23 protein-coding genes and 2 pseudogenes are annotated in these 20,739 nt (G+C 53.5%); 15 read left to right on the forward strand and 10 right to left on the reverse strand.

Annotated features, from left to right (window positions below; all coding sequences use genetic code 11):
- Positions 1-7: 7 nt before the first annotated feature.
- From M0Q23_03185 to M0Q23_03200, 4 genes and pseudogenes are all read right to left on the reverse strand, one after another.
- A complete protein-coding gene (locus M0Q23_03185; GenBank protein ID MCK9527650.1) occupies positions 8-394 on the reverse strand; it encodes a hypothetical protein in 387 nt (128 codons plus the stop codon).
- A gap of 115 nt (positions 395-509) precedes the next feature.
- Positions 510-824, reverse strand: a complete 315-nt coding sequence (locus M0Q23_03190) for a hypothetical protein (protein ID MCK9527651.1) — start codon at positions 822-824, stop codon at positions 510-512.
- Between the two features lie 147 nt (positions 825-971).
- The gene (locus M0Q23_03195; protein MCK9527652.1) at positions 972-1,637 is read right to left on the reverse strand and encodes a hypothetical protein; all 666 of its coding nucleotides are present in this window, start codon (positions 1,635-1,637) and stop codon (positions 972-974) included.
- 172 nt (positions 1,638-1,809) lie between these two features.
- Positions 1,810-2,601 (reverse strand): annotated as a pseudogene (locus M0Q23_03200) (IS256 family transposase).
- A gap of 543 nt (positions 2,602-3,144) precedes the next feature.
- On the opposite strand from M0Q23_03200, the gene M0Q23_03205 reads away from it, so the two are divergent.
- The 14 genes from M0Q23_03205 (at position 3,145) to M0Q23_03270 (ending at position 14,860) form a co-directional block, all read left to right on the forward strand.
- On the forward strand, positions 3,145-3,711 hold the full coding sequence (locus tag M0Q23_03205) for a transposase (GenBank protein MCK9527653.1): 567 nt from the start codon (positions 3,145-3,147) through the stop codon (positions 3,709-3,711).
- 92 nt (positions 3,712-3,803) lie between these two features.
- A complete protein-coding gene (locus M0Q23_03210) occupies positions 3,804-4,064 on the forward strand; it encodes a type II toxin-antitoxin system RelB/DinJ family antitoxin (GenBank protein MCK9527654.1) in 261 nt (86 codons plus the stop codon).
- Between the two features lie 47 nt (positions 4,065-4,111).
- Positions 4,112-4,336 (forward strand): type II toxin-antitoxin system YafQ family toxin, encoded by a 225-nt coding sequence (locus M0Q23_03215; protein MCK9527655.1) that lies wholly within the window; start codon positions 4,112-4,114, stop codon positions 4,334-4,336.
- Positions 4,337-5,013: 677 nt separating this feature from the next.
- The gene (locus M0Q23_03220; protein ID MCK9527656.1) at positions 5,014-5,277 is read left to right on the forward strand and encodes a hypothetical protein; all 264 of its coding nucleotides are present in this window, start codon (positions 5,014-5,016) and stop codon (positions 5,275-5,277) included.
- A gap of 72 nt (positions 5,278-5,349) precedes the next feature.
- Positions 5,350-6,675, forward strand: a complete 1,326-nt coding sequence (locus M0Q23_03225; GenBank protein ID MCK9527657.1) for a beta-lactamase family protein — start codon at positions 5,350-5,352, stop codon at positions 6,673-6,675.
- 305 nt (positions 6,676-6,980) lie between these two features.
- Positions 6,981-7,247, forward strand: coding sequence for a hypothetical protein (locus M0Q23_03230; protein ID MCK9527658.1), 267 nt, complete (start codon positions 6,981-6,983; stop codon positions 7,245-7,247).
- Between the two features lie 14 nt (positions 7,248-7,261).
- Entirely contained in the window at positions 7,262-8,008 is a 747-nt protein-coding gene (locus M0Q23_03235) for a class I SAM-dependent methyltransferase (protein ID MCK9527659.1), read from the forward strand.
- Between the two features lie 114 nt (positions 8,009-8,122).
- Complete coding sequence (locus M0Q23_03240) at positions 8,123-8,593, forward strand: GNAT family N-acetyltransferase (protein MCK9527660.1); 471 nt, start codon at positions 8,123-8,125, stop codon at positions 8,591-8,593.
- A gap of 235 nt (positions 8,594-8,828) precedes the next feature.
- Positions 8,829-9,488: a CerR family C-terminal domain-containing protein gene (locus tag M0Q23_03245; GenBank protein MCK9527661.1), complete on the forward strand. Its 660-nt coding sequence runs from the start codon at positions 8,829-8,831 to the stop codon at positions 9,486-9,488.
- Positions 9,489-9,595: 107 nt separating this feature from the next.
- The gene (locus M0Q23_03250; protein MCK9527662.1) at positions 9,596-11,065 is read left to right on the forward strand and encodes an efflux transporter outer membrane subunit; all 1,470 of its coding nucleotides are present in this window, start codon (positions 9,596-9,598) and stop codon (positions 11,063-11,065) included.
- Complete coding sequence (locus tag M0Q23_03255; GenBank protein MCK9527663.1) at positions 11,062-12,378, forward strand: efflux RND transporter periplasmic adaptor subunit; 1,317 nt, start codon at positions 11,062-11,064, stop codon at positions 12,376-12,378. The genes M0Q23_03250 and M0Q23_03255 overlap by 4 nt, the downstream gene beginning before the upstream one ends.
- Positions 12,375-13,106, forward strand: a complete 732-nt coding sequence (locus tag M0Q23_03260; protein ID MCK9527664.1) for an ABC transporter ATP-binding protein — start codon at positions 12,375-12,377, stop codon at positions 13,104-13,106. The genes M0Q23_03255 and M0Q23_03260 overlap by 4 nt, the downstream gene beginning before the upstream one ends.
- Positions 13,106-14,311: an ABC transporter permease gene (locus tag M0Q23_03265; GenBank protein MCK9527665.1), complete on the forward strand. Its 1,206-nt coding sequence runs from the start codon at positions 13,106-13,108 to the stop codon at positions 14,309-14,311. Before M0Q23_03260 ends, M0Q23_03265 begins: the two co-directional genes overlap by 1 nt.
- A gap of 27 nt (positions 14,312-14,338) precedes the next feature.
- A complete protein-coding gene (locus M0Q23_03270; GenBank protein ID MCK9527666.1) occupies positions 14,339-14,860 on the forward strand; it encodes a hypothetical protein in 522 nt (173 codons plus the stop codon).
- 79 nt (positions 14,861-14,939) lie between these two features.
- Here the strand turns inward: M0Q23_03270 and M0Q23_03275 are convergent, their stop codons facing one another.
- The 6 genes and pseudogenes from M0Q23_03275 to M0Q23_03300 all read right to left on the reverse strand — a co-directional run bounded on the left by M0Q23_03275 (position 14,940) and on the right by M0Q23_03300 (position 18,183).
- On the reverse strand, positions 14,940-15,242 hold the full coding sequence (locus tag M0Q23_03275; protein MCK9527667.1) for a hypothetical protein: 303 nt from the start codon (positions 15,240-15,242) through the stop codon (positions 14,940-14,942).
- 26 nt (positions 15,243-15,268) lie between these two features.
- The gene (locus tag M0Q23_03280) at positions 15,269-15,445 is read right to left on the reverse strand and encodes a hypothetical protein (GenBank protein MCK9527668.1); all 177 of its coding nucleotides are present in this window, start codon (positions 15,443-15,445) and stop codon (positions 15,269-15,271) included.
- A 670-nt stretch (positions 15,446-16,115) separates the two neighbouring features.
- Positions 16,116-16,832: a hypothetical protein gene (locus tag M0Q23_03285; protein MCK9527669.1), complete on the reverse strand. Its 717-nt coding sequence runs from the start codon at positions 16,830-16,832 to the stop codon at positions 16,116-16,118.
- A gap of 169 nt (positions 16,833-17,001) precedes the next feature.
- Entirely contained in the window at positions 17,002-17,214 is a 213-nt protein-coding gene (locus M0Q23_03290) for a type II toxin-antitoxin system HicB family antitoxin (protein MCK9527670.1), read from the reverse strand.
- Positions 17,207-17,683 (reverse strand): hypothetical protein, encoded by a 477-nt coding sequence (locus M0Q23_03295; protein MCK9527671.1) that lies wholly within the window; start codon positions 17,681-17,683, stop codon positions 17,207-17,209. Before M0Q23_03295 ends, M0Q23_03290 begins: the two co-directional genes overlap by 8 nt.
- Before the next feature lie 206 nt (positions 17,684-17,889).
- A pseudogene (locus M0Q23_03300) lies at positions 17,890-18,183 on the reverse strand (SAM-dependent methyltransferase).
- A gap of 373 nt (positions 18,184-18,556) precedes the next feature.
- Here M0Q23_03300 and M0Q23_03305 point away from each other — a divergent pair.
- Complete coding sequence (locus M0Q23_03305) at positions 18,557-20,677, forward strand: hypothetical protein (GenBank protein ID MCK9527672.1); 2,121 nt, start codon at positions 18,557-18,559, stop codon at positions 20,675-20,677.
- Positions 20,678-20,739 lie beyond the last annotated feature (62 nt).

Here is a 20,739-nt window from a genome sequence, read left to right on the forward strand (position 1 = left end):
GAGTAAGTTAAACAGGTAAGTACGTCCCTCTTGACACCATTCTTTCAGGCATCATGGCCCCTGAATAGCCAGACCTCATTTTTTCCCAAAGGTACGTGGCAGCACTCTCTATCGTTTCAAGCTCTTTTATAAACCACTGAGACGACTCGAAGGTCTCTTTTGCCTCACCGGCCCAATGAAGGAAGGAGGAAATAGTCCCCCAGTGTTTAAGGAGCTTTTCATGCTCCCATTCAATTAGTGGAGGACTGTTCGGGATGAGTGAGAAAATAGTCCTGGTAAAAATGACAAGCTGACGATAATCGGGACTGAGCTTACGAATAATCTTCGCCAACTTGATGCCTCTGCCTTTGCACTTTTCATATTCTTTCCGGTCAAGTTGACCCCCTACGCTCATGATTAGTTCCTCAAAAAGCAGATGCTCAATTGCCAGCCGAATCAAAGAATAACCTTCCCGATATAATATCGAGTAGTTGACGATTGGCGAAATCAGGGGCTTGCATAAAGCAAACTCAGCGCAAGGGTACCAAAAAGAGAACGTTGCTATTGACATCCTTGACTCGGACCTCGCCGGTGCCGTACTCGACTGTTTTTCCATCTTTCAGGATCACGAAATAGTCGGCTCTGTCCCTAGTCCAGCCTGTTACAAGGCGGTGAGAGTATTTTAGCGCCTCATATTCACCTCGCGCTTGATAACCGTCTGGATTACCCAAGGTCTGAATTACTTCCTGTTTTGGCATTCCCGGTCGGAGACGTGACATCAACTCGCCGGTAGCACAACCGGTCAAGATGAAAAGGATGGCAAGCACTGCAGCGTATTTCTTCATGTGTTTTCTCCTCCAAACCTAACGAAAAGCTCACCCGGAGCGGGCCAGCGGCCCGCGATCGGGTGCAGCGGTTGGTTATGCCAATTTACTTTAATCTTATACACTTATAGTCACGCTTATTGCCCAAGTTGTTTTATCTTGAGTAAACTATGACAGAAAAGAATAGTCCCTTGCAAATGGCTTTACGTCTATTCCGTCAGTGCCAGGAACCTGCACAAACAAGCCTCTACCTCTGCTGACCACATTAAATTTGAGCTGCCCCTTAGATTCGCTCATATCTTTACCATATTTCTCAAAAAAATTCTCCGGAAGAGGAACATCTATAACTTCTCCATTTTCGCGCTGGCATAAAAGCACGGCATGATCAAAGCCTCCAGCTGGCAAACCAAGAAACCAACGATATGGTTGTCTTTCTGTAGCAACAGCAAGGCCAACCAGTTTTCCTGACCTAGTACGAAATATTGTCTTTCCTTTAATCAACTGGAGGTGGATACCTTCTGCCTCGCGTTTTCTTAAGAACTCACTACGAATTTGTTCTCCAAGCACTCTTGAGGCAACCATCTGCGCTGATCTTGACCCACTAACAGGGGTGGTCACAACACGCCGAGTTTTTGATTGTGTTATTTGTAGAGTGCCACTTTTCAGTCCTTCAAGTTCTGAAGTAATTTGTTTATGGCGAGAAATAAGATTTTCAATTTTTTCTAATTTTTCACTTTCTGCCAAGACAATGTCGGTTTTCCCTTCACTAGCCGCTTTGGAGATAGCCGATAATATTTTGTTTTTCTCGTCTTGAAGCTCTGTTAAAGTACCCATGCGATGACCTCCTGAGTTAAGTTATATTTTCTATGACTCATAAGATAACAAAGTGCAAGTGCAGTGTCAAGTGTTTTTTTATTCATTAGGGCATAACGCTTGAGTTAAGCCGCGCCGCGAAGGAGATATTGTCAAATGTTGTGGATCGAGTTCCGTACCCTTCGTCATGTGATCATGCCGCTTCCTGCAATTTTCCGTTGATGAACACTCTGTTTTCCAATACCAGGGGAATCATGGCATACCCTCTGAGCTTCTTCCAGGTCTTCCGGGCCGGCTTGAAGACCATGGTCAGGGTGGCCGTCCGGGATCCACATCCTTTGGTTCGCTTCGTTCGATGCCGGACCGTGGCGAAGGTCGATTCAATAGGGTTGGTGGACCGTATATGAATCCAGTGCACCGCAGGAAAATCATAGAAGGTAAAGAGCACCTCTTTATCTTTTTCAAGACACGCCACGGCTTTGGGATACTTGTCCTTGTAAGCATGCACAAAGTGATCACAGGCTTCCAGGGCCGACTCCTTGCTCTCGGCATGATACATGTCATGGATAGGGAACGTTGCCTTCGACTGCATACTCTTGGGAAGCGTGTCCAGGATGTTGGCAGTCTTGTGTACCCAGCAGCGCTGTTCTCGACAGCGGGGGAATACCTCCTCAAGGGCTGCCCAAAACCCCAGGCAGCCATCGGCAGCGGCGAGACGGGGGGCATTCTTCAGGCCCCGACGCCGCAGGTCGAGAAGAACCTCCTTCCAGCTGGTCGTGCTCTCACGATAGCCGTCACCGATGGCCACCAGTTCCTTGTTGCCTTCCTTGTCGGTGCCGATGATTACCAGGATGCACATCCGGTCATCATCAAGGCGAACGTTGAAGTACATGCCGTCGGCCCAGAAGTACACATACTCCTTGTCGCTCAGATTGCGCCGGGACCATTCCTGATAGTCTTCTTCCCAGGATGCTTTCAGCGGAGATGGTTCGTTTGGATAGCGTGCTGTGCCGTCTTTTTGGGTGGTCTTGCTCTGCCGAGTTCAAGGCGCTCATTCGTCTTTTCGGTTGGTTTGACATGCTGACGAATGAGCGTGTGCAGGGGAACATGTATCGACGGCTGTTTGACAAGCTTCCTTCCATGAAGAGTGTCGCCCTTGACCTTGATTCGACGGTGGTGACCCGTACCAGGCAACAGGAGGGGGCCGGTCGCGGCTACAATCCAGCCCGGCACGGACGGCCGAGCCATCATCCGCTGTTGGCGTTTATTGCTGAGTATCGGCTTGTTGCCACCTTCTGGCTTCGCCCGGGGAATGTGCACAGTGGGACAACGTTTTGCAATTTCTCGAATCCACCCTTGCCCATCTGCCGGGCAAGACCGTAGGCCTTTTGCGTGCCGACAGCGGATTTTTTGATGATTCCTTCCCTTTCTCTCTGCGCTGGAGTTGTAGCATATTCCTTATGTGGTTGCTGCGAAGCTGACCTATACCCTACAGCGGGCGATTTACAGGGCAGGGAACTGGTGGGCGTTGAAGCAGGGGATCGAGATTACCGAAATCGAGTACCAGGCAGCCGTTTGGAAGAAGGCACGCCGCATTATCGTCATACGGCAGTCCGCCTCAGACCGGGAGTCTCCCGGCAAGAGCCTCAGTCTGTTTGCTGATGATCCGGCGGCCAAAAGATGGCGATACAGTGCATACGTAACGGACTTGGCATTGCCGACGGTTGAGGTCTGGCGCACCTGCCGGGGAAGGGCGGATGCGGAAAGCCGGATCAAAGGGGTGAAGGCCGATTTCGGGCTCGATGCCTTCAACATGAAGAAGTTCTGGGCGACCGAGGCGGATTTGTCCTTTGCCATGCCGGCGTACAATCTGATGAGTCTGTTTCGTCAGGCCGTAATGAAGACCCGCGTGAAGCACACCCTTTCCACTTTGCACGGGATGATACTGGCGGTGGGCGGTTCATGGAAGGGCGGCAACGGCAAGAATCATTTGCTCTTGTCTCTCCCACGAAAGAAACAGGCTTGGTTCAGCGGTCTGTGGGCCAATAGCCTCAGACCTACCATGCGGCGAAACCTGATCCTACAAATTCTCTAATGGAAAATCTGGGTTAAATAGTTAAGTACGTCCCTCTTGACACTGTACCCCATTTGGGATACGCTCGAGCAAACTCACATGGAGGTGTAGCAATGGCTAAATCATCCACCATCAGAGCCAGAATTGAGCCCGATTTAAAAGGCAAGGCTGAGCACATATTCCGCCGGCTTGGGCTGACGACAACTCAAGCGATTACGCTTTTTTATAAGCAGGTCGAATTAAAAAAAGGGTTGCCTTTTGACGTAGCCATTCCCAACGAGGTCACTCGCAAGACCTTTACCAACACGGATGCGGGCCGTGAACTGATTATTTGCAATGATGCCGATGATATGTTCAAAAAGTTGGGCATCTGATGCCGGCGCCCGTATACACAAAGCAGTTTGAACGCGACTCCAAGCGGATGAAAAGACGCGGCAAAAACCTCGAAAAACTGAAAATAATAATCCGTTCTTTAGTGGCCGAGGAACCCCTTGACGACATTCATCGTGACCATAGGCTGATTGGCAATTGGAAGGGGCGACGGGAATGCCACATTGAATCCGACTGGCTGTTGATTTATGTAATTGAGTCCAACCGCGTTGTCTTCGAGCGGGCGGGAAGCCACGCTGACCTATTCCAAAAATAAAGCGAGCTATTCGGAGAACATGCCCCGTAATGAGCATTCATAATGGAGATTGGCGGGACGACACAAAGAGACGACGCCCTACGTGAAATAGCAACCAACCGGTATGGCTTGATATGATTATGATGTTTCTGTCTATTCTATTGCACCGATGGGCAACTATCACAAGCATGAAAACCTATTGCAATTTTGCCACCGTTTTGTCATAGACATACACTGTAATCTGCCAGACAACTTCCACCCCGACCGAAAAAGAAAGCGACAGCGGGAGAGGCATTCAAGCACGAAACACCTCTTCTGCGACGACAGCACAATAACCCATCCGCCGACCCATGAACACAGAGACTGTCCGACAGGGATGACTGTTTTGCCGAAGGAAAGGTTTTTGAAGGAAAGAAGTATGTGTTGCATCCGGTTGCGCAGGGGGCAGAGGTGATACGGGCCCGCAAGCCGAGGCACCTTCCCGTTGTCATGACCCGCGCTGAAGTAAGGGAGGTGCCGGCGAACCTGTCCGGCGACAAGCGGCTCGTGGCCGCGATGAATGCCGTGGGTACTCGGAATAATTGACAGTATCGCGGTTCATTGCATATATTCATCGGCGTCATATACGGACAGGAAAAGACAATCGCGGGTCTTATGTGAATCCGCCCATACACTGTCGGGCATAAAGGAAACAGCACATGGACTTCTTGCTTTTACTGGTTGTCATTGCCGTCATCGCAGCCGTTCTATTCGTCGTCGTAAAAGCCAAAAAAGGCGGTGGTGCCGGCGAGGCGCCGTGGCCCTTCTATGCAAAGAAAGCCAAGGCCTTGGGTTCAGCAGGTATTCGTATCGTGCGCTGGCAAGCCAGATCCATCCCCGATGAGGCTACCATCAAAGCTGCGTTCGCTCATGCCCAACAAGGCGATCCAGCCGACAGTCCTGCCTCCGCTTCGCTTCGGTAAACCCGCGGCTGAGCTTGGTCGGTTCGCTCATCATGGAATGAGGAATGTAATAACCGACGTGGAGGTGGCACCATGAAGCACCCAATCCGCATATCACTCTCCCTGCTCGCAGGGTTCCTCACCGTATTTTGTTTTTTTGCGCAATCCAATGCGCAACCCGGTTCTTACCCGGGCGCAGAAAAAACTGATCCCGGGCGGATGGGTTGGATGAAGGGATTTCCCCCGCCGCCAGAAAAGCTGATTATGCAGCCGGAAGCGGATTTTTTCAGCTTTCCGAAGTTGCGCTGGACGGTATGCCACATTCGGGAACTGATGCCCACAAAGCAAGTGAGCAGGGGTATCGAAGCGCCGGTCCCGTTATTCTACGCACTCGATGATGATATTGATGCCGTGAAATTCACGCCCATGAATGGCGCAAAACCCATGACATGGAAGGAATCCCTGTCAGCGAATTATACCGACGGCATTCTCATTCTTCACAAGGGCCAGACCGTTTATGAGAAATACCTTGGTTGTCTCGACGAGATGGGTACGCATGCCGCCATGTCGATGACCAAGTCGATTACGGGACTCCTGGCCGAGATCCTGGTGGCTGAGGGACAGCTGGACGATAAAGTGAAGGCTGCCTCAATTGTCCCGGAACTCAAGGATAGCGCCTTTGGCCGTGCGACTGTGCGCCAGATCATGGACATGACCACGGCTCTTGACTACAGCGAGGACTACGCTGACCCAAAAGCGGATATCTGGATTTATTCAAAGGCGGCGAGCCCACTGCCGAAACCAAAGGATTATGAAGGTCCGAACGGCTATTTTGAGTATCTGCAAACCGTCAGGCAGGACGGCGTCCACGGCGAGGCTTTCGGCTACAGGACAATCAACACGGATGCGCTTGGCTGGGTGATATCGCGGGTCACTGGCAGGGATCTTGCGCACCTGTTGTCGGAGCGTATCTGGAGCAGGATGGGCGCGGAGTTGGATGGATATATGACCGTGGACGCCAAGGGAACACCGTTTGCGGGCGGCGGACTCAGTGCAGGTATGCGGGACTTGGGACGTATTGGACTTCTATTGCTCAACGACGGCAAGATCAATGGGCAACAGTTGTTCCCGAAAGAGGTTGTGGAGAACATCCGGGCCGGCGGTAATAAGCAAGCCTTTGCCAAGGCTGGCTATGAAATGCTTAAAGGCGGGAGCTACCGCAGTATGTGGTGGGTGTTCCATAATAAGCATGGTGCTTTTGCTGCACGTGGAGTTCATGGTCAAACCATCTATGTGGACCCAACCGCCGATATGGTCATCGTGCGCTTCGCGTCTTTTCCCACGGCGAATAACGCGCAGATTGATCCAACCTCCTTGCCGGCCTATCAAGCCGTGGCTGAGTATTTGATGAAAAAGTGACACGCAGACAAAAATGTGCGAGAGACTATGTACGACTATCGCTTTGGTCATGGGGGTACCTCCTTTGGGGTTTTGGAATATCATCGGTGGTACCCCTTTCTCGTCAGTGACACAAGATATGATACATTACCACCCCGACATCTGCCGCTGGTCTCTTGTTGCCTTTGTATGCTAACATCCTTCTTCTCCTGCCCGCCCTACAGTAATTTATCAAGGGGTAGCTGTCTCAATTACATTGGCACAGAGGGGTTGAGCTACGGGCCATCCAGTCAGACATAATGGGTGATCTGCGAATCCTAAGAAACATGATTCTTCATGCGAAGGGCATCATGCGTCCCGATAAGCACGAGGGAATAAAGAGGCTGAGCGATATGTTTGATGCCAATCAGCCAGTTCATGTCCCCTATGAAGGTATGTATAAGATATTTGTCTTTATAAAACAGGATTGCGCAAGGATGCTTTTCGACTGGCTTGGCGTGAAGGATGCGCCAATTCTGCCCGAGGAAATGATTGATGTCGCCATTCAAAAAAGCAAAGACAATGGTCTCGGAAGAGCGAAGACTCTCCCGTAAGGAGATTTTCTGCAATGGATATTCCACGGATCTTCAACATTACCGAAAGTGCTCACCGCATCCATAATCCGTTCACACCCGAAAAGCTCGCCACTCTCGGCGCGGCGCTGCGTCTGGAAACGGGAACCCGAGTGCTCGACCTCGGCAGCGGTTCGGGGGAGATGCTGTGCACCTGGGCACGCGATTACGGAGTCATCGGCACCGGCATCGACATGAGCCGGTTGTTCACCGAGCAAGCGAAACTCCGCGCCGAAGAACTCGGTGTCGCCAATCAAGTCAAGTTCATTCATGGCGATGCCGCCGGCTTCGTCTCTGACGAGAAGGCCGGTGTGGCAGCCTGTCTGGGTGCCACGTGGATCGCCGGGGGAGTCGCCGGCACCATCGAGCTTCTGGCGCAGAGCCTCCGCACCGGAGGGATCATCCTCATCGGCGAGCCCTACTGGCGGCAGTTACCGCCGACGGAAGATGTTGCCAGGGGGTGCCTTGTCGGCTCCATCTCCGACTTTCTCCTGCTTCCAGAACTTCTGGCGTCTTTCTGCCGCCTCGGCTACGACGTCGTAGAAATGGTTTTGGCAGACCAGGACAGCTGGGACAGATACGAGGCGTCCAAGTGGCTCACCATGCGCCGATGGCTTGAAGCCAATCCTGACGACGAGTTCGCGAAAGATGTTCGAGCCGAACTAACCTCAGGACCCGAGCGTTACGCCGCTTACACGCGTGAATACCTGGGCTGGGGCGCGTTCGCGCTGATGATGCGGTGATGAGGGATTAGCGGGCGACTCAGAAAGTGGGGAAAATCCAATCATGCCTAACAACTCATTCAAGCCGATGCCGCTTCGCGGCGCGGCTTAATTCAGGTGTTCGACGAGAAAAGCGTGGCACCAGTAGAAATCGTAACGACAACCGATGCTGCCGCAAGGCTGGATGAGCTCCTTTGGGCAGTTCTGTGGCAGCCCTTGGGCCTGCCGCGTGATATACGTCACACATTCAGCGTGGAGGGCGAGGAATTCGAGTTACTTGCTCAAGAAAATGGGCAAGTGGTCGGAGGATTGGTTGCTGTATGGGCCGGGGGTACCGACATTGAGCTTCGGCATCTGGCTGTCGCTTCTCATGCCCAAGGACACGGCATCGGCCGCAGTCTTGTCACGGAACTCTACCGTATCGCCAAAACCAGGAACTGTCGGCGTATTCATACCATCGCTCGCAATACATCTGGTGAGTTCTTCAGAACGCTTGGGTTTCAAACCGCTCCGGGTCGGGCACCGGAACACCCCATTTTTCTCGAACATGGCATTACATTCGAACTCATAGAGAAATTCGTCGAATCGGATAGCCGGGAGGACTAACCTCCCAGCCCCCACACCACTTCCGCAGGAAAACCGCTGGAGAGACATGACTACAGCCAAGCAGGGACGACCCAACATGTATCAGTGATAACGTAATATTCTGAATGTAAAGGGGAGGCCGTCGGCATAGCATGAGTAAATACTGAAGAACAGTGGTAGCCTAAACTTTTCTATTGACTAGTTCAAGTGTTTACTTTATATTGTGGCTTGATTTAGGGCGAACCAGGAGAAGACCATGAGAATAGACAGGGCTGATGGTGTAGAGACGCGACGGAAGCTGCTTGATGCGGCGGGGGTGCTCTTTGCCGAAAAGGGCTATCATACCACCAAGACAAGCGATATCTGTGCTGCCGCCGGGGCCAATGTGGCCGCGCTGCACTACCACTTTGGCAGTAAGGAGAAGATGTATGCCCTTACTTGGCAACATGAGTTTGACAAAAGTATCGCCAAGTATCCCCCGGATGGCGGTGTGTCGCCCGAGGCATCGGCAGTCGAGCGTCTGCGTGGACATACCAAGGCTTTGGTGCAACGCTCGATGGACCCCGAGAGTCGTGATTTTGATATCGCCCGCCGCGAAATGTCGAACCCCACCGGGTTACTGAGCAGGGCCATCACCGTCGCCATGGAGCCGCTGCGCAAGATGCACCTGGAGTTGATCCGCGCCATTCTCGGGCCTGACGCCGCCGAGCAGGATGTGCAGTTGTGTGCCATGAGCGTCCATGCGCAGTGTGTGGGGGCGCTGATGCAGGCCCGGCAGCGTCGCATGGCCGCCAAAGAGCTGACACCATCGCCGCCCCCCATGCCACGCTTTAGTGCCGAGGTGCTGACCGACCATATTGTCCGCTTCAGTATGGCCGGCTTGCTGGCGGTACGGGCAAAGCAAGACGCACATTAGAAAGCATACAGGAGCCATTAATGTCTTGTAACATGAAAACTACACCTCAATTCCTTTTCCCCATGGGAGAGGATCAGGGTAAAGGGTGCGGACGCAGTCCGCATTGTATGCCTAAACAATTTCACTGTGTCATTCCGCTGTTTTTAACGCTGACAGCAGTTGTGCTGCTGCTGGCGGGGTGCATGACGGTTGGACCCGATTATGAACCGCCGGTAACTACCCTGCCACAAGCTTGGAACACTGACGTGCCAGCTTCCACCGCAGCACCGGAGCTGGCCGAATGGTGGCGCATATTTGCCGATCCGTTGCTGGACAACCTGATGGTCTGTGCCCAGACAAATAACCTTGATCTGCGTCAGGCCGAGGCGCGTTTGCGCCAGGCCCGTGCCCAACGTCTGCTGGCCGGTGCCGACCGTCTGCCGACTCTTGGTGCCGGTGGTTCGGCCCGGCGCTCACAAAACCGTCTCGGCAGTGGCGCAGATGGCACCACCACCTATGACAGCAGCTTCGACGCGAGCTGGGAGGTCGATCTCTTTGGCGGTCAGCGCCGTGCCGTGGAAGCGGTTGAGGCGTCACTGCAGGCGTCCAGGGAGTCGCTGCGTGATGTGACGGTTTCGCTGCTGGCCGAGGTGGCACTCAACTATGTGCAGTACCGTGCGGCGCAGTCACGTCTGGCCGTGGTCGCCGGCAATCTGCTGGCGCAGACCGAGACCTATCAACTTACCGTCTGGCGACACGAGGCCAGCCTGGTGACCCAGCTCGATGTTGACCAGGCGCGTATGAGTCTGGAGCAGACACGCGCCGAGTTGCCTGCCCTGCGCACAACCTTGCATCAGACAGAGCATCAGATCGCCTTGCTGCTGGGGCGTACACCCGGTTCGCTCGTTGCTGAACTTGAGAGCAGTGCGCCACAAATACCGTTGCCGGCCGCCACGCTGTCCATCGGTTTTCCGGCCGACATTCTGCGGCAACGCCCCGATGTGCGTCAGGCAGAGCGCAAGCTGGCGGCACAAACAGCGCAGATCGGTGTCGCCGCTGCGGCACGTTATCCCAATCTGACTCTCGGTGGCTCCATCGGCTATAGTGCCCTCTCGCTGGGTGATCTCTATGGTTCGGCGGCGCGCACCATTCAAGGCTTTGTCTCGGCCGGACTGACCCTCTTCGATGGCGGACGCATCCGGCAGCAGGTCGCTATCCAGACCGCCATGCAGGAGGAGTCGTTGGCGGCTTACCAGGCTACGGTGCTGACAGCCCTGAAAGAGGTCGAGGATGCACTGGTGTCGCTGGTCAATGAGGCCGAGCGGCAGACGGCTATGGACGCGGCCGCTGCGGCTGCTGCCAGCGCTTTTGCCCTGGCGCAGGAGCAGTATGCGGCGGGTCTGACCGATTTTCAGAGCGTCCTCACTTCGCAGCAGTCGCTGCTCGCAACGCAGAACTCGCTGACCTTGAGCCACGCCGAAGTCGCCAGTGCCGCCATTCGCCTCTACAAGGCTCTGGGTGGTGGCTGGAGTGCCGCACCGGAGAGCAACAAGAGCGACGAATTTGAGAATGAAGCAATTACCGGAGAGAAACTATGAGCAGCGACAATAACAGAGCGAACGACCAGCAGATTGCCGAAAAACTGGGTCTACACCACAACCCGGCACGGCGGCGGCTGCGGCGGCTGCTTATCGTGGCCGCAATAATTTTGTTAATAGGGGGGGTGGCCTGGAGGGTTCAGGGCCAACGTGCCAAAGGCGAGGAAGTACACTATGAGACCGTGTCGGTGACACGCGGCGATCTGGTGGAGACGGTCAACGCTACCGGCACACTGGCACCTGTCAATGAGGTTGAGATCGGCTCGGAGATTTCGGGCACCATCCTCTCCGTCTATGTCACCTACAACGACCATGTCACCAATGGTCAGGTGTTGGCGCGTATCGACACCTCCAAACTCGAAGCGCAAGTGCGCCAGTCGGAAGCGTCACTGGAGGCGGCACAAGCCAAGGTGCTGGAAAATGAAGCCACCCTGCACGAGGCTGAGGCACAACTGGCACGGCTGCGTCAGGTGCATGAGCGCAGCGGCGGTCAGGTGCCATCGCGTAACGAACTCGACACTCAGGAGGCGACTGTCCTGCGGGCACGCGCCGGCGTGGCCAGTGCCAAGGCCGAGATCGCCAAGGCCGAGGCGACCTTGAATGTCACCCTCTCAGATGTCGAAAAAGCGGTGATCATCTCGCCGATCAACGGGATTGTGCTCGATCGTAAGATCGAACCGGGACAGACCGTGGCGGCTTCGTTCGAGGCCCCGGTGCTCTTTACACTGGCGGAAGACCTGACCAAGCTGGAGCTGCAGGTCGATGTTGACGAGGCCGATGTGGGTCGGGTGCATGAAGGGCAGGAGGCGACTTTCAACGTTGACGCTTACCCTGACCGCAATTTTCCCGCTACCATCATACAGGTGCGTTATGGCTCCAGGACTACCGACGGCGTTGTCACTTACACTACGGTACTGAATGTCAGCAACGACGACCTCTCCCTGCGTCCGGGGATGACCGCCACCGCCACCATCACCACCCGCAAGGTCACAGCGGTGCTTCTGGTTCCCAACACGGCACTCCGTTTCGAACCGCCGCGCGTTGAAGAGCCTGCTGCGGGTGGACAAAATAATGGCAGTAAACCGAGTCTGATCAGTTCGATCATGCCACGTCCACCTCAACGCGACAGGAATACGAATAGTGGTGATAGAAAGGGTGCCAGACCACCCACCGTTTATGTGCTTGAAGGCGGTGAGGTCCGCCCCGTATTTGTGACCACAGGGTTTTCGGATGGCATTAACACCCAGGTAACCTCGGACGAGCTGGCCGTGGGGACACCACTTGTAGTTGCCGGAAGGGTAGGGCGCAAATGAGTGAGCAACATCAAACCCCAACGCCTGCGCCCACACCCGTGATCGAACTGCGTCAGATCACCAAAATCTACGGTCAGGGTGATGCCGCCGTGGCGGCTTTGAATGGAGTTGATCTGGCAATTCACACCGGCGAGTTTGTTGCCGTCATGGGACCCAGTGGCTCGGGTAAGAGCACTGCGATGAACATTCTGGGGTGTCTTGACAGCCCCACCTCCGGCGCATACCGCTTTCAGGGCGTTGAAGTCGGCGGTCTGACACGCGACCAACGTGCCCTGCTGAGGCGTAACTATCTGGGCTTTGTCTTCCAGGGCTTCAACCTGCTCAACCGCACCTCGGCATTGGAGAATGTCGAGCTGCCGCTGCTTTACCGTGGCGACTCGCGCCACGTCCGCCATGAGCGGGCACGTCAGGCACTGGCCGCGGTGGGGCTGACAGGTCGTGAAAAACATACACCCGGCGAACTCTCCGGTGGCCAGCAGCAGCGCGTGGCAATCGCCCGTGCCATGGTCACCAAGCCCACCGTCCTGCTGGCCGATGAACCGACCGGCAACCTCGACTCGGCATGCAGCGTGGAGATCATGAACCTGCTCTGTACGATCAACCGCGATCATGGAGTGACGGTAATCATGGTCACTCACGAACCTGAGATGGCGGCCTTTGCCAAACGGACAGTCAACTTCCGTGACGGGGTGATCGAGAACGACCTCATCAATCAGGGAGGTGTCTAATGTTATGGAACGCCTTGCTCCTGGCCTTGCGCGAGTTGCGGCGCAACAAGATGCGCTCTTTCCTGACCATGCTGGGAATCATCATCGGTGTGGCGGCGGTGATCACCCTCGTCACGCTGGGAGGCGGTGCCACGCGACAGGTCACCGATCAAATCTCCGCCATGGGGAGCAACCTGCTGATGGTGCGCCCCGGCAAACACATGGGGCCGGGTCAGTCATCGGGTGCCCGTCCCTTTAAGCTGCGCGACGCTGAAGCTCTTGAGCGTGAGATACCTGATCTGGCGGCGGTTTCGCCGACCATGAGCAGCGCTGCCACCGCCATCTACGCCAATGAGAACTGGAACACCACCATCTCGGCGGGAACCGAGCAGTTCTTCTTTGTCAACAACCGCAAGCTGGAGCTAGGGCGCCTCTTTACTGCCAACGAGGTACGTTCCGGCGCGGCGGTCTGCGTGATTGGCGAGACCATCAAACAAAAACTCTTTGACGGGGCCGATCCGATTGGGGCACGGCTGCGACTCAACCGCCTCTCGTGCGAAGTAATCGGCACTCTGGTCGCCAAGGGACAATCATCCATGGGGCATGATCAGGACGACCTGGTAGTGATCCCGTTACGTACTTTTCAACGCCGTGTGGCTGGTAACACCGACATCAGCATGATCCAGGTCTCGATGCGTGATGGTGTGGAGACAGAAGCCGTGCAAGCCGAAATCAAGCGGGTGCTGCGCGAACGCCGTCACCTCTCCGTCACCCAGGAAGACGACTTCGACGTGATGGACATGAAAGAGATAGCCACCATGCTCTCCGGCACCACCAAGGTGTTGACCGGTCTGCTGGGGGCGGTGGCGGCAGTCAGTCTTCTGGTTGGGGGTATCGGCATCATGAACATCATGCTGGTCTCCGTCACCGAGCGTACCCGCGAGATCGGCACCCGCCTGGCGATTGGTGCTCTTGAGTGGGAGGTATTGTTACAGTTTCTGGTCGAGGCGGTGGTGCTCTCCTCCTGCGGCGGTCTTATCGGCATTGCCATGGCCATGACTACCTCTTTCGCCCTAACCAGCGTTCTGGAAGTCCCCTTTGTTTTTAACGGCACCATCATTATCACCGCCTTCCTCTTCTCCGCTGCCGTCGGTGTCGTTTTCGGCTACTTCCCGGCACGCAAAGCCGCCCAGATGAACCCGATAGAGGCCCTGCGGCATGAGTGAGTTATTGTTACGGGGTACGTGATTTCCTTGGAGTATCGATGTGAAAAGCCGCTAACCATCAAATTCAGCGGACACAAAGGGAAGGGCCGCGCCGCTGATTCCTGGCGTGTGTGCCGGGTATGGCACAGAACCGGCGAGGTGAAAGTCCTCGCGCCAGCTATTCGCGGAGCCGAAGGCCGGGAGAAAGGCAAGGGCGTCATCGTGAGCTGGGATCTGAAGGAAGCTCGATCCAAAAGCGCGAGGCGACGTACAGGAACCGGATATGAGGTGTGGCACATCCGGGACAAGCGGGCACGTGACCACGAAGTCCTCCATCCGCAAAGGGGTGTGCTTTATAAATCCGGTTCCTACACGCAGGAAGCTCTGTGCCTTACCCCGGGATGTCTGCATGGCGTCCGGAAGGAAGGTATGGTCGAGATACTGGGGCACCGACGGAAAACCGGTCGGCAAACGGAGAAGACAAAGTTCGACCTGAAGCCGCCCGATGTGGACTGGGATGGCGGCAGCGTCTGGACATTAAGTCGGCAAAACAATTGTGGTTGCCATTGAGATACAGGGTAGATTGTTTACCTCGAAGGCCGACACCGTCAGTCCGAAGGTACACCAATGGGCTTAACCGGGGGGACATTTAACACCGATACCGACACTCTTCCGGCAACAGCCGGTGAAGGGGGTGCCGCGGTCCCGGCGTGCCATTACGAAGGTCATCACCAGCATTCCTTTTCATGCGCCGGCGGGATACACGCCTGCGGCTGATCATCAACAGCACGCAGATCCGAGATACCGATACGCCCGTGCTCTTCGCCCATTCAACCATGGAAAGAATCCCTCCCTTCTGCTCCACCGTCAGCCATGTTCCCTCTATCGCGCCCACGAACCCCCATTCGTTTTTTCTCAGGATCGCCGGCTCCACTGCCTGTTCGGCAGGCACGCGTTCTTTTTCCTCAAGATCGCCTTTCAGGGCTTCACATAGGCGGACAAGGGCACTGTTTTGGATCGTGCCCCGGGACGATCAGCCAAACGCTCAAGGGCGCCTTCCTTCACCTTCTCACGGATGCGAAGCAGGTCGGTGGAATAGAGGCCCTCACGACGCAACACCTCGCCCACAGGTGATGTTCCGCTCCGGGTTTCCAAAAATATCTGATACTTCTTCTCAGGCGACAAAAACCGCCGCTTCTTGACCGACGACGGCGCTGACACGGGCTGCTTTGCTTTCTATCATGGCATGCTCCTTCTCGAACTCCAACGCAAGGCAACTCCGGTCGCCCTACAGGCTCCCTTCGTTGCCTTGCCATCCTTCACCATACCATGTAGTGTAATGCAACCTCCATTTTGGGACACGAATTCAGAAACGGGGGGCATCTCCAACACACACGACCGTTTGCCAACAATTTCTCCCCCAATCGACTTCCCGTTTGTCCTCACAAATCATATTTATTACCGCATCGGCCCCTAATTGAGCTGCGCGGATGCGAACGCCTTGCTTGGCTTCATCCAGTGGCTCGGCGAACCGCTTGCATATAGATTGCGTTTGCAAGCTATTCCTTCAACTGGCCCAAGTATTCTGTAGCTGTTTCTCGGAATAGAACCGGCTTCGAAAATCACCGTCTCAGCTACCCTTTGTCTCTCGAGAGAGGTAAGGGAAGATACAGATGGATTTGATGCGCAGCCAACAACCAAGACGAGGGCGCATCCAGTTAAAATCACTTTAATTTTATGGCTCATAGTAATCCTCCTTACACCCAACGCTAGAGTTAAGCCGACGCCAATCGCGCAGCGATTGGTGTTCGGCTTGAACGACTTGTTAGGTGTAACCGATGAATTGGTTTCTTTTGATTTCGCTATTAAGAAACTCACCGAACCACCACCATTTATACTGCACACTATCAACTACTTCTCCGGCAATTTTTTGCTCAATTGTGGTTCTGTAGGCTTTAAAAGCCTTTTCAGCCGCTCCATGGGTGCCATCTTGGATGTAGTAGTCATGGAGCCCGTTAACCATAAAACGTTCTCGGTAATTAAGGCACATAGAATTAGAGGCATCATTTCGTTGAAGCCAGTAATCCTTTGCTTTAGAGTCAAGCTCTATGCGAGGCGAACCTGTTTTAGTTTCAATTAGATAGGCATTCTGGTAGGCGAGACCAACTATATTTGAATCGGTGTGCCAAACCGGACCAATCGAAATACCACCTCGAATCAAATATCCTTTTGCTAGAAATATATGAGTGAGCTGGATAGCTCTCATAACCAAAATAGACAGGCCGCAATAGCTGCTCATTTTGTCCGAGGTTAATGGGGCGCTTAAAATGATACTGTCTGATATCGAAATATGCCTTGGAATTAGCTCCTTAGGCACTGAAGAATCAACCCTTCCATCCAATCCAGGAACGGCGGTTTCTAGTGTTTCGACTAACTCTTCAAGAAATGTTTGATTCTTGGAGTCTGCGTTTTCTACTACTGACTTAAAACCTAAAACATCAATAAATGCTACCGCCCGCTCTTCAAAAATTATCTTTGGCACGTAATCTCCTCTGCATATCTTTCTTGCAAGTTTATCGGAGATTTCGGTGTGGCGTGGCACCGTCTCCACAGAACCATTCGCAGGGTTCATCCAAAGCGAATGACACCGCCTTCTCTTTTGAGGTAGCAACCATGCCGACGCAGATACCGCAGTAGAGCCTGTCTTTTCATTAGATTGCGACGACCTCACGGATGGCATCTTCTGGCAATCCGCGCATGGCGTCCTCGCGCCGATCTTCCAGGATAAGTGAGATCGCTTCCGCTAAACTTGCTTTGCATTCTTCGATTGTCTTGCCTTGCCCATTTGCCCCTGGAACCTCAGGGCAGTACGCAATGTACCAATCTCCATCCTTCTCAATAATTGCTGTAAACTCATTATGCATGATGCACCTCCTTGTCTTTCCCGTTTTTTAAAGAGGCGAAAAAAGAATCTATCAGTTCACGATGCCTTACAAATTTCCCTTCGAGTACTGCTCTCAGTTCCCCCAAGTTCTGATCCTCCAAAAGCCGGTCAATTTCATAAGCCCTTTTGCCAAGTTGCCTGCAGTACTTGTCAATAACCGTTTGAGGGGCTATATTCCTTCTTTGAGCGACAAGGTTAGTGGCTTCGGTTCTATTTCGACCCGAGTTCTTCACCTCATAAATGACTTCAAGTATCTGTGCCAAAGCCTTCGAGACACCATTAGGGAAACTTTTTGGAATGTTATTTCTATTCGCCTGATTGGGACGGGGCATTTCTCTCCCAAGGAGGATTCTGTTTAATACCGAGTTTGGCGTGTCTTCAAACGGCTCGGCCTTACTCTTCAGATAATTCCAGACCTTCTCGTCAATTTCGATTTTATAGGTATGCATGATTGTCTCCCCCTTCCATTGCGTTTAACACATTATACGAAAGTACTTGTAGTATGCCAAGTGGAAAAAGGGAGGGAGAGAATTATTTACTGATCTATTCTTGGCATAACGCCTGAATTAAACCGTGCGCGAAGCGGCATCGGCTTGAATGAGTTGTTAGGCATGATTGGATTTTCCCCACTTTCTGAGTCGCCCGGTAATCCCCTCATCAGCGCGAACACGCCCCAGCCCAGGTATTCACGCGCGTAAGCGGCGTAACGCTCGGGTCCTGAGGTTAGTTCTGCTCGAACATCTTTCGCGAACTCGTCGTCGGGATTGGCTTCAAGCCATCGGCGCATGGTGAGCCACTTGGACGCCTCGTATCTGTCCCAGCTGTCCTGGTCCGCCAAAACCATTTCCACGACGTCGTAGCCGAGGCGGCCGAAAGACGCCAGAAGTTCTGGAAACAGGAGAAAGTCGGAGATTGTGCCGGCAAGACACTCCCTGGCAACTTCTTCCGTACAAGGCCGGGGAATATCTCGATGGATTGGCGCACGAACTGGCAAGAAAGGATGATGTTTCACGCATAGTTATTGAATCGGAGCAGGAACTGTGACTGAAACCAGAAATCATCCCACATCTGTGTCGGAGTGATGAAATGCTGAATTGTCCAAACCCTTGGGAGACAACGAGAGGTCCTTTACCTGCCCGTGACGGGCCGCTCGCCCAACAGCAACGCGATCTGATGAGCGCCGGCACCTTCCTGGGCCAGCAGGCCGGGCAACTCCAACGGTCATGACCCGATTCTATAAAAGATTCAAAATATAACAAATTAATTTCCACTACTTATAGCAATCTTCAACTGATATTTTTTGCCGCCGAACAGCAGCACAAATGTCCGAGGCCTTGCTTTTATTCTTTTTAAATATTAAGTATCTACCTATGAGGTTATTCTTTGAACACTTGTATAAGAAGATATTCTCCAGGTTTCTCTTAAAAAAAACATATAAACATATTATTGCAACTGATGATGAGCCTTCCCGGGCAGAGTTGTTGAGCATAGAACAACTCAGACATTTTTCCGGCAAGCAGGCACGGGAACATAAAACCGAGTTTGGCTCAGGATACAACCTTCTGCTTCCCCGACTGGATGATAATGCCCGCGCATTGAGGGAAACGCACGAGTTGCTTGTGCGCGCGGATACTGCCGGACGACGGATGTCGCCTACGGATGAATGGCTCCTGGATAATTTCTATCTTATAGAGCAACATATAGAACTGACGCGCATTCACTTGCCCAGGCGTTACAGCCATCTTCTGCCCAGAATAAGCCAGGGCCCTCACGCCGGCCTGCCTCGCGTATACAGTATGGCGACAGAGCTGATTGCCCATCTTGATGGCCTGTTAAGCGCGGAGGCGACAAGCGCATTTGTAAGTGCCTACCAGAGCGTGGAAGCTCTTAAGCTGAGCGAACTTTGGGCAATCCCCATTTCTTTGCGACTCGGCACGATAGAAAACCTGCGCCGTGTTGCCCAGCGTATTGCCAGGCGTCGCAGGGAATTGGATGAAGGTATTGCCTGGGCGGAACGAGTGCTGGAAGCGACAGCCAAAGAACCTAAACGGCTGATTCATCTTTTAGCCGAATTCGTGGACACTCAGCCGAAACTCAGCGCTCCTTTCCTCTCCGAATTTGTGGGACGGCTTCAGGGACAGGGTCCGGCTGTATCGATCATTCTTAACTGGATAGAGCAAGCCCTTGCCGATGAAGGCACAACGGTCACACAACGCTTGCAAAAAGACAGTCACGAACAGGCGGCGGAACACCTTTCCGTTACCAACAGCATAACCAGCCTGCGCTTTCTTGACGGCATGGACTGGAAGAATTTCGTGGAGGAGCATAGCCGGGTTGAACAGATACTGCGCCGTGATCCGGCCGGAGCCTATTTTTCTCAAGACTTTGCCACCCGCGACCATTACCGGCACATTGTAGAAAAACTTGCCAAACTATCGAGGCGCACAGAGCCGGAAGTGGCCCGGATGGCGGTTGAACAGGCAAGCCGCGCTCCCCTCAAGCCGGGTTGCGCACGGGCCCGGCATGTAGGCTCTTACCTTATTGGCAGACAGCGCTTTGCGTTCAGAAAATTGCTTGGCTGCCCGTGGACACCCCGCTCCACCTTAGGCTTGATTTTCAGACGCTTCAGGATCTTTTTTTATTTAGGCTCCATCTTTCTTTTGACTCTTTTTTTTGCTCTCTTACCGCTTGGGTTTTTTAATTTCACTCCGGGTGACCGGCGTCTGTATGTCATACTGATATCCGCAATTATACCGGCATCCACCCTGGCTTTGTCTTTGGTAAACTTTGCCGTGACAACCAAGGTGGCTCCTCACCCACTGCCTCGCCTTGACTTTTCCGGTGGAATTCCCAAAGAGCATCGGACAATGGTGATTGTTCCCACTTTGTTGGGCAGTCAAAGTGCGTTGGATTCTCTGCTTGAAGGACTGGAAATCCGTTATCTGGGAAATCGTGATCCAAACCTGCATTTTGCCTTACTGACTGATTTTCCCGATGCTGATACGGAAACCATGCCTGACGATGCAGATCTTTTAGAGCGGGCGCGAAAAGGTATCGACATGCTCAATACCCGCTACCCCCGTAAAGACGAAAGCACAACCTTTTACCTTTTTCACCGTCCCAGAATCTGGAATCCGCACGAGGGATGCTGGATGGCTTATGAGCGAAAACGCGGTAAACTGGAACAGTTCAACGCTTTACTGCGAGGTGAGGGGCAGGAAGCTTTTTGTGTTAAATTTGGCGATTTAAGCCGGTTGAAAACCATTCGCTACGTGATAACGCTGGATACGGACACAGATCTTCCCCGCGGCTCAGCTCACGGCCTTGTCGGCGCGATGGCTCATCCCCTTAACCGGCCGCGCTTTGACACTGACCTGGGACGGGTGGTAGAAGGAGACCTTTGCACAACTCCCTCATTATCCCTTTCCTTCACGTTCACATAGGCCCTGAAAAACTATGCTATTCAAAGCTATCATACTAATATGACTTGACATTCAAACGTTTT

The sequence above is a fragment of the Syntrophales bacterium genome (genome assembly GCA_023228425.1).
GTDB lineage: Bacteria > Desulfobacterota > Syntrophia > Syntrophales > UBA2210 > MLS-D.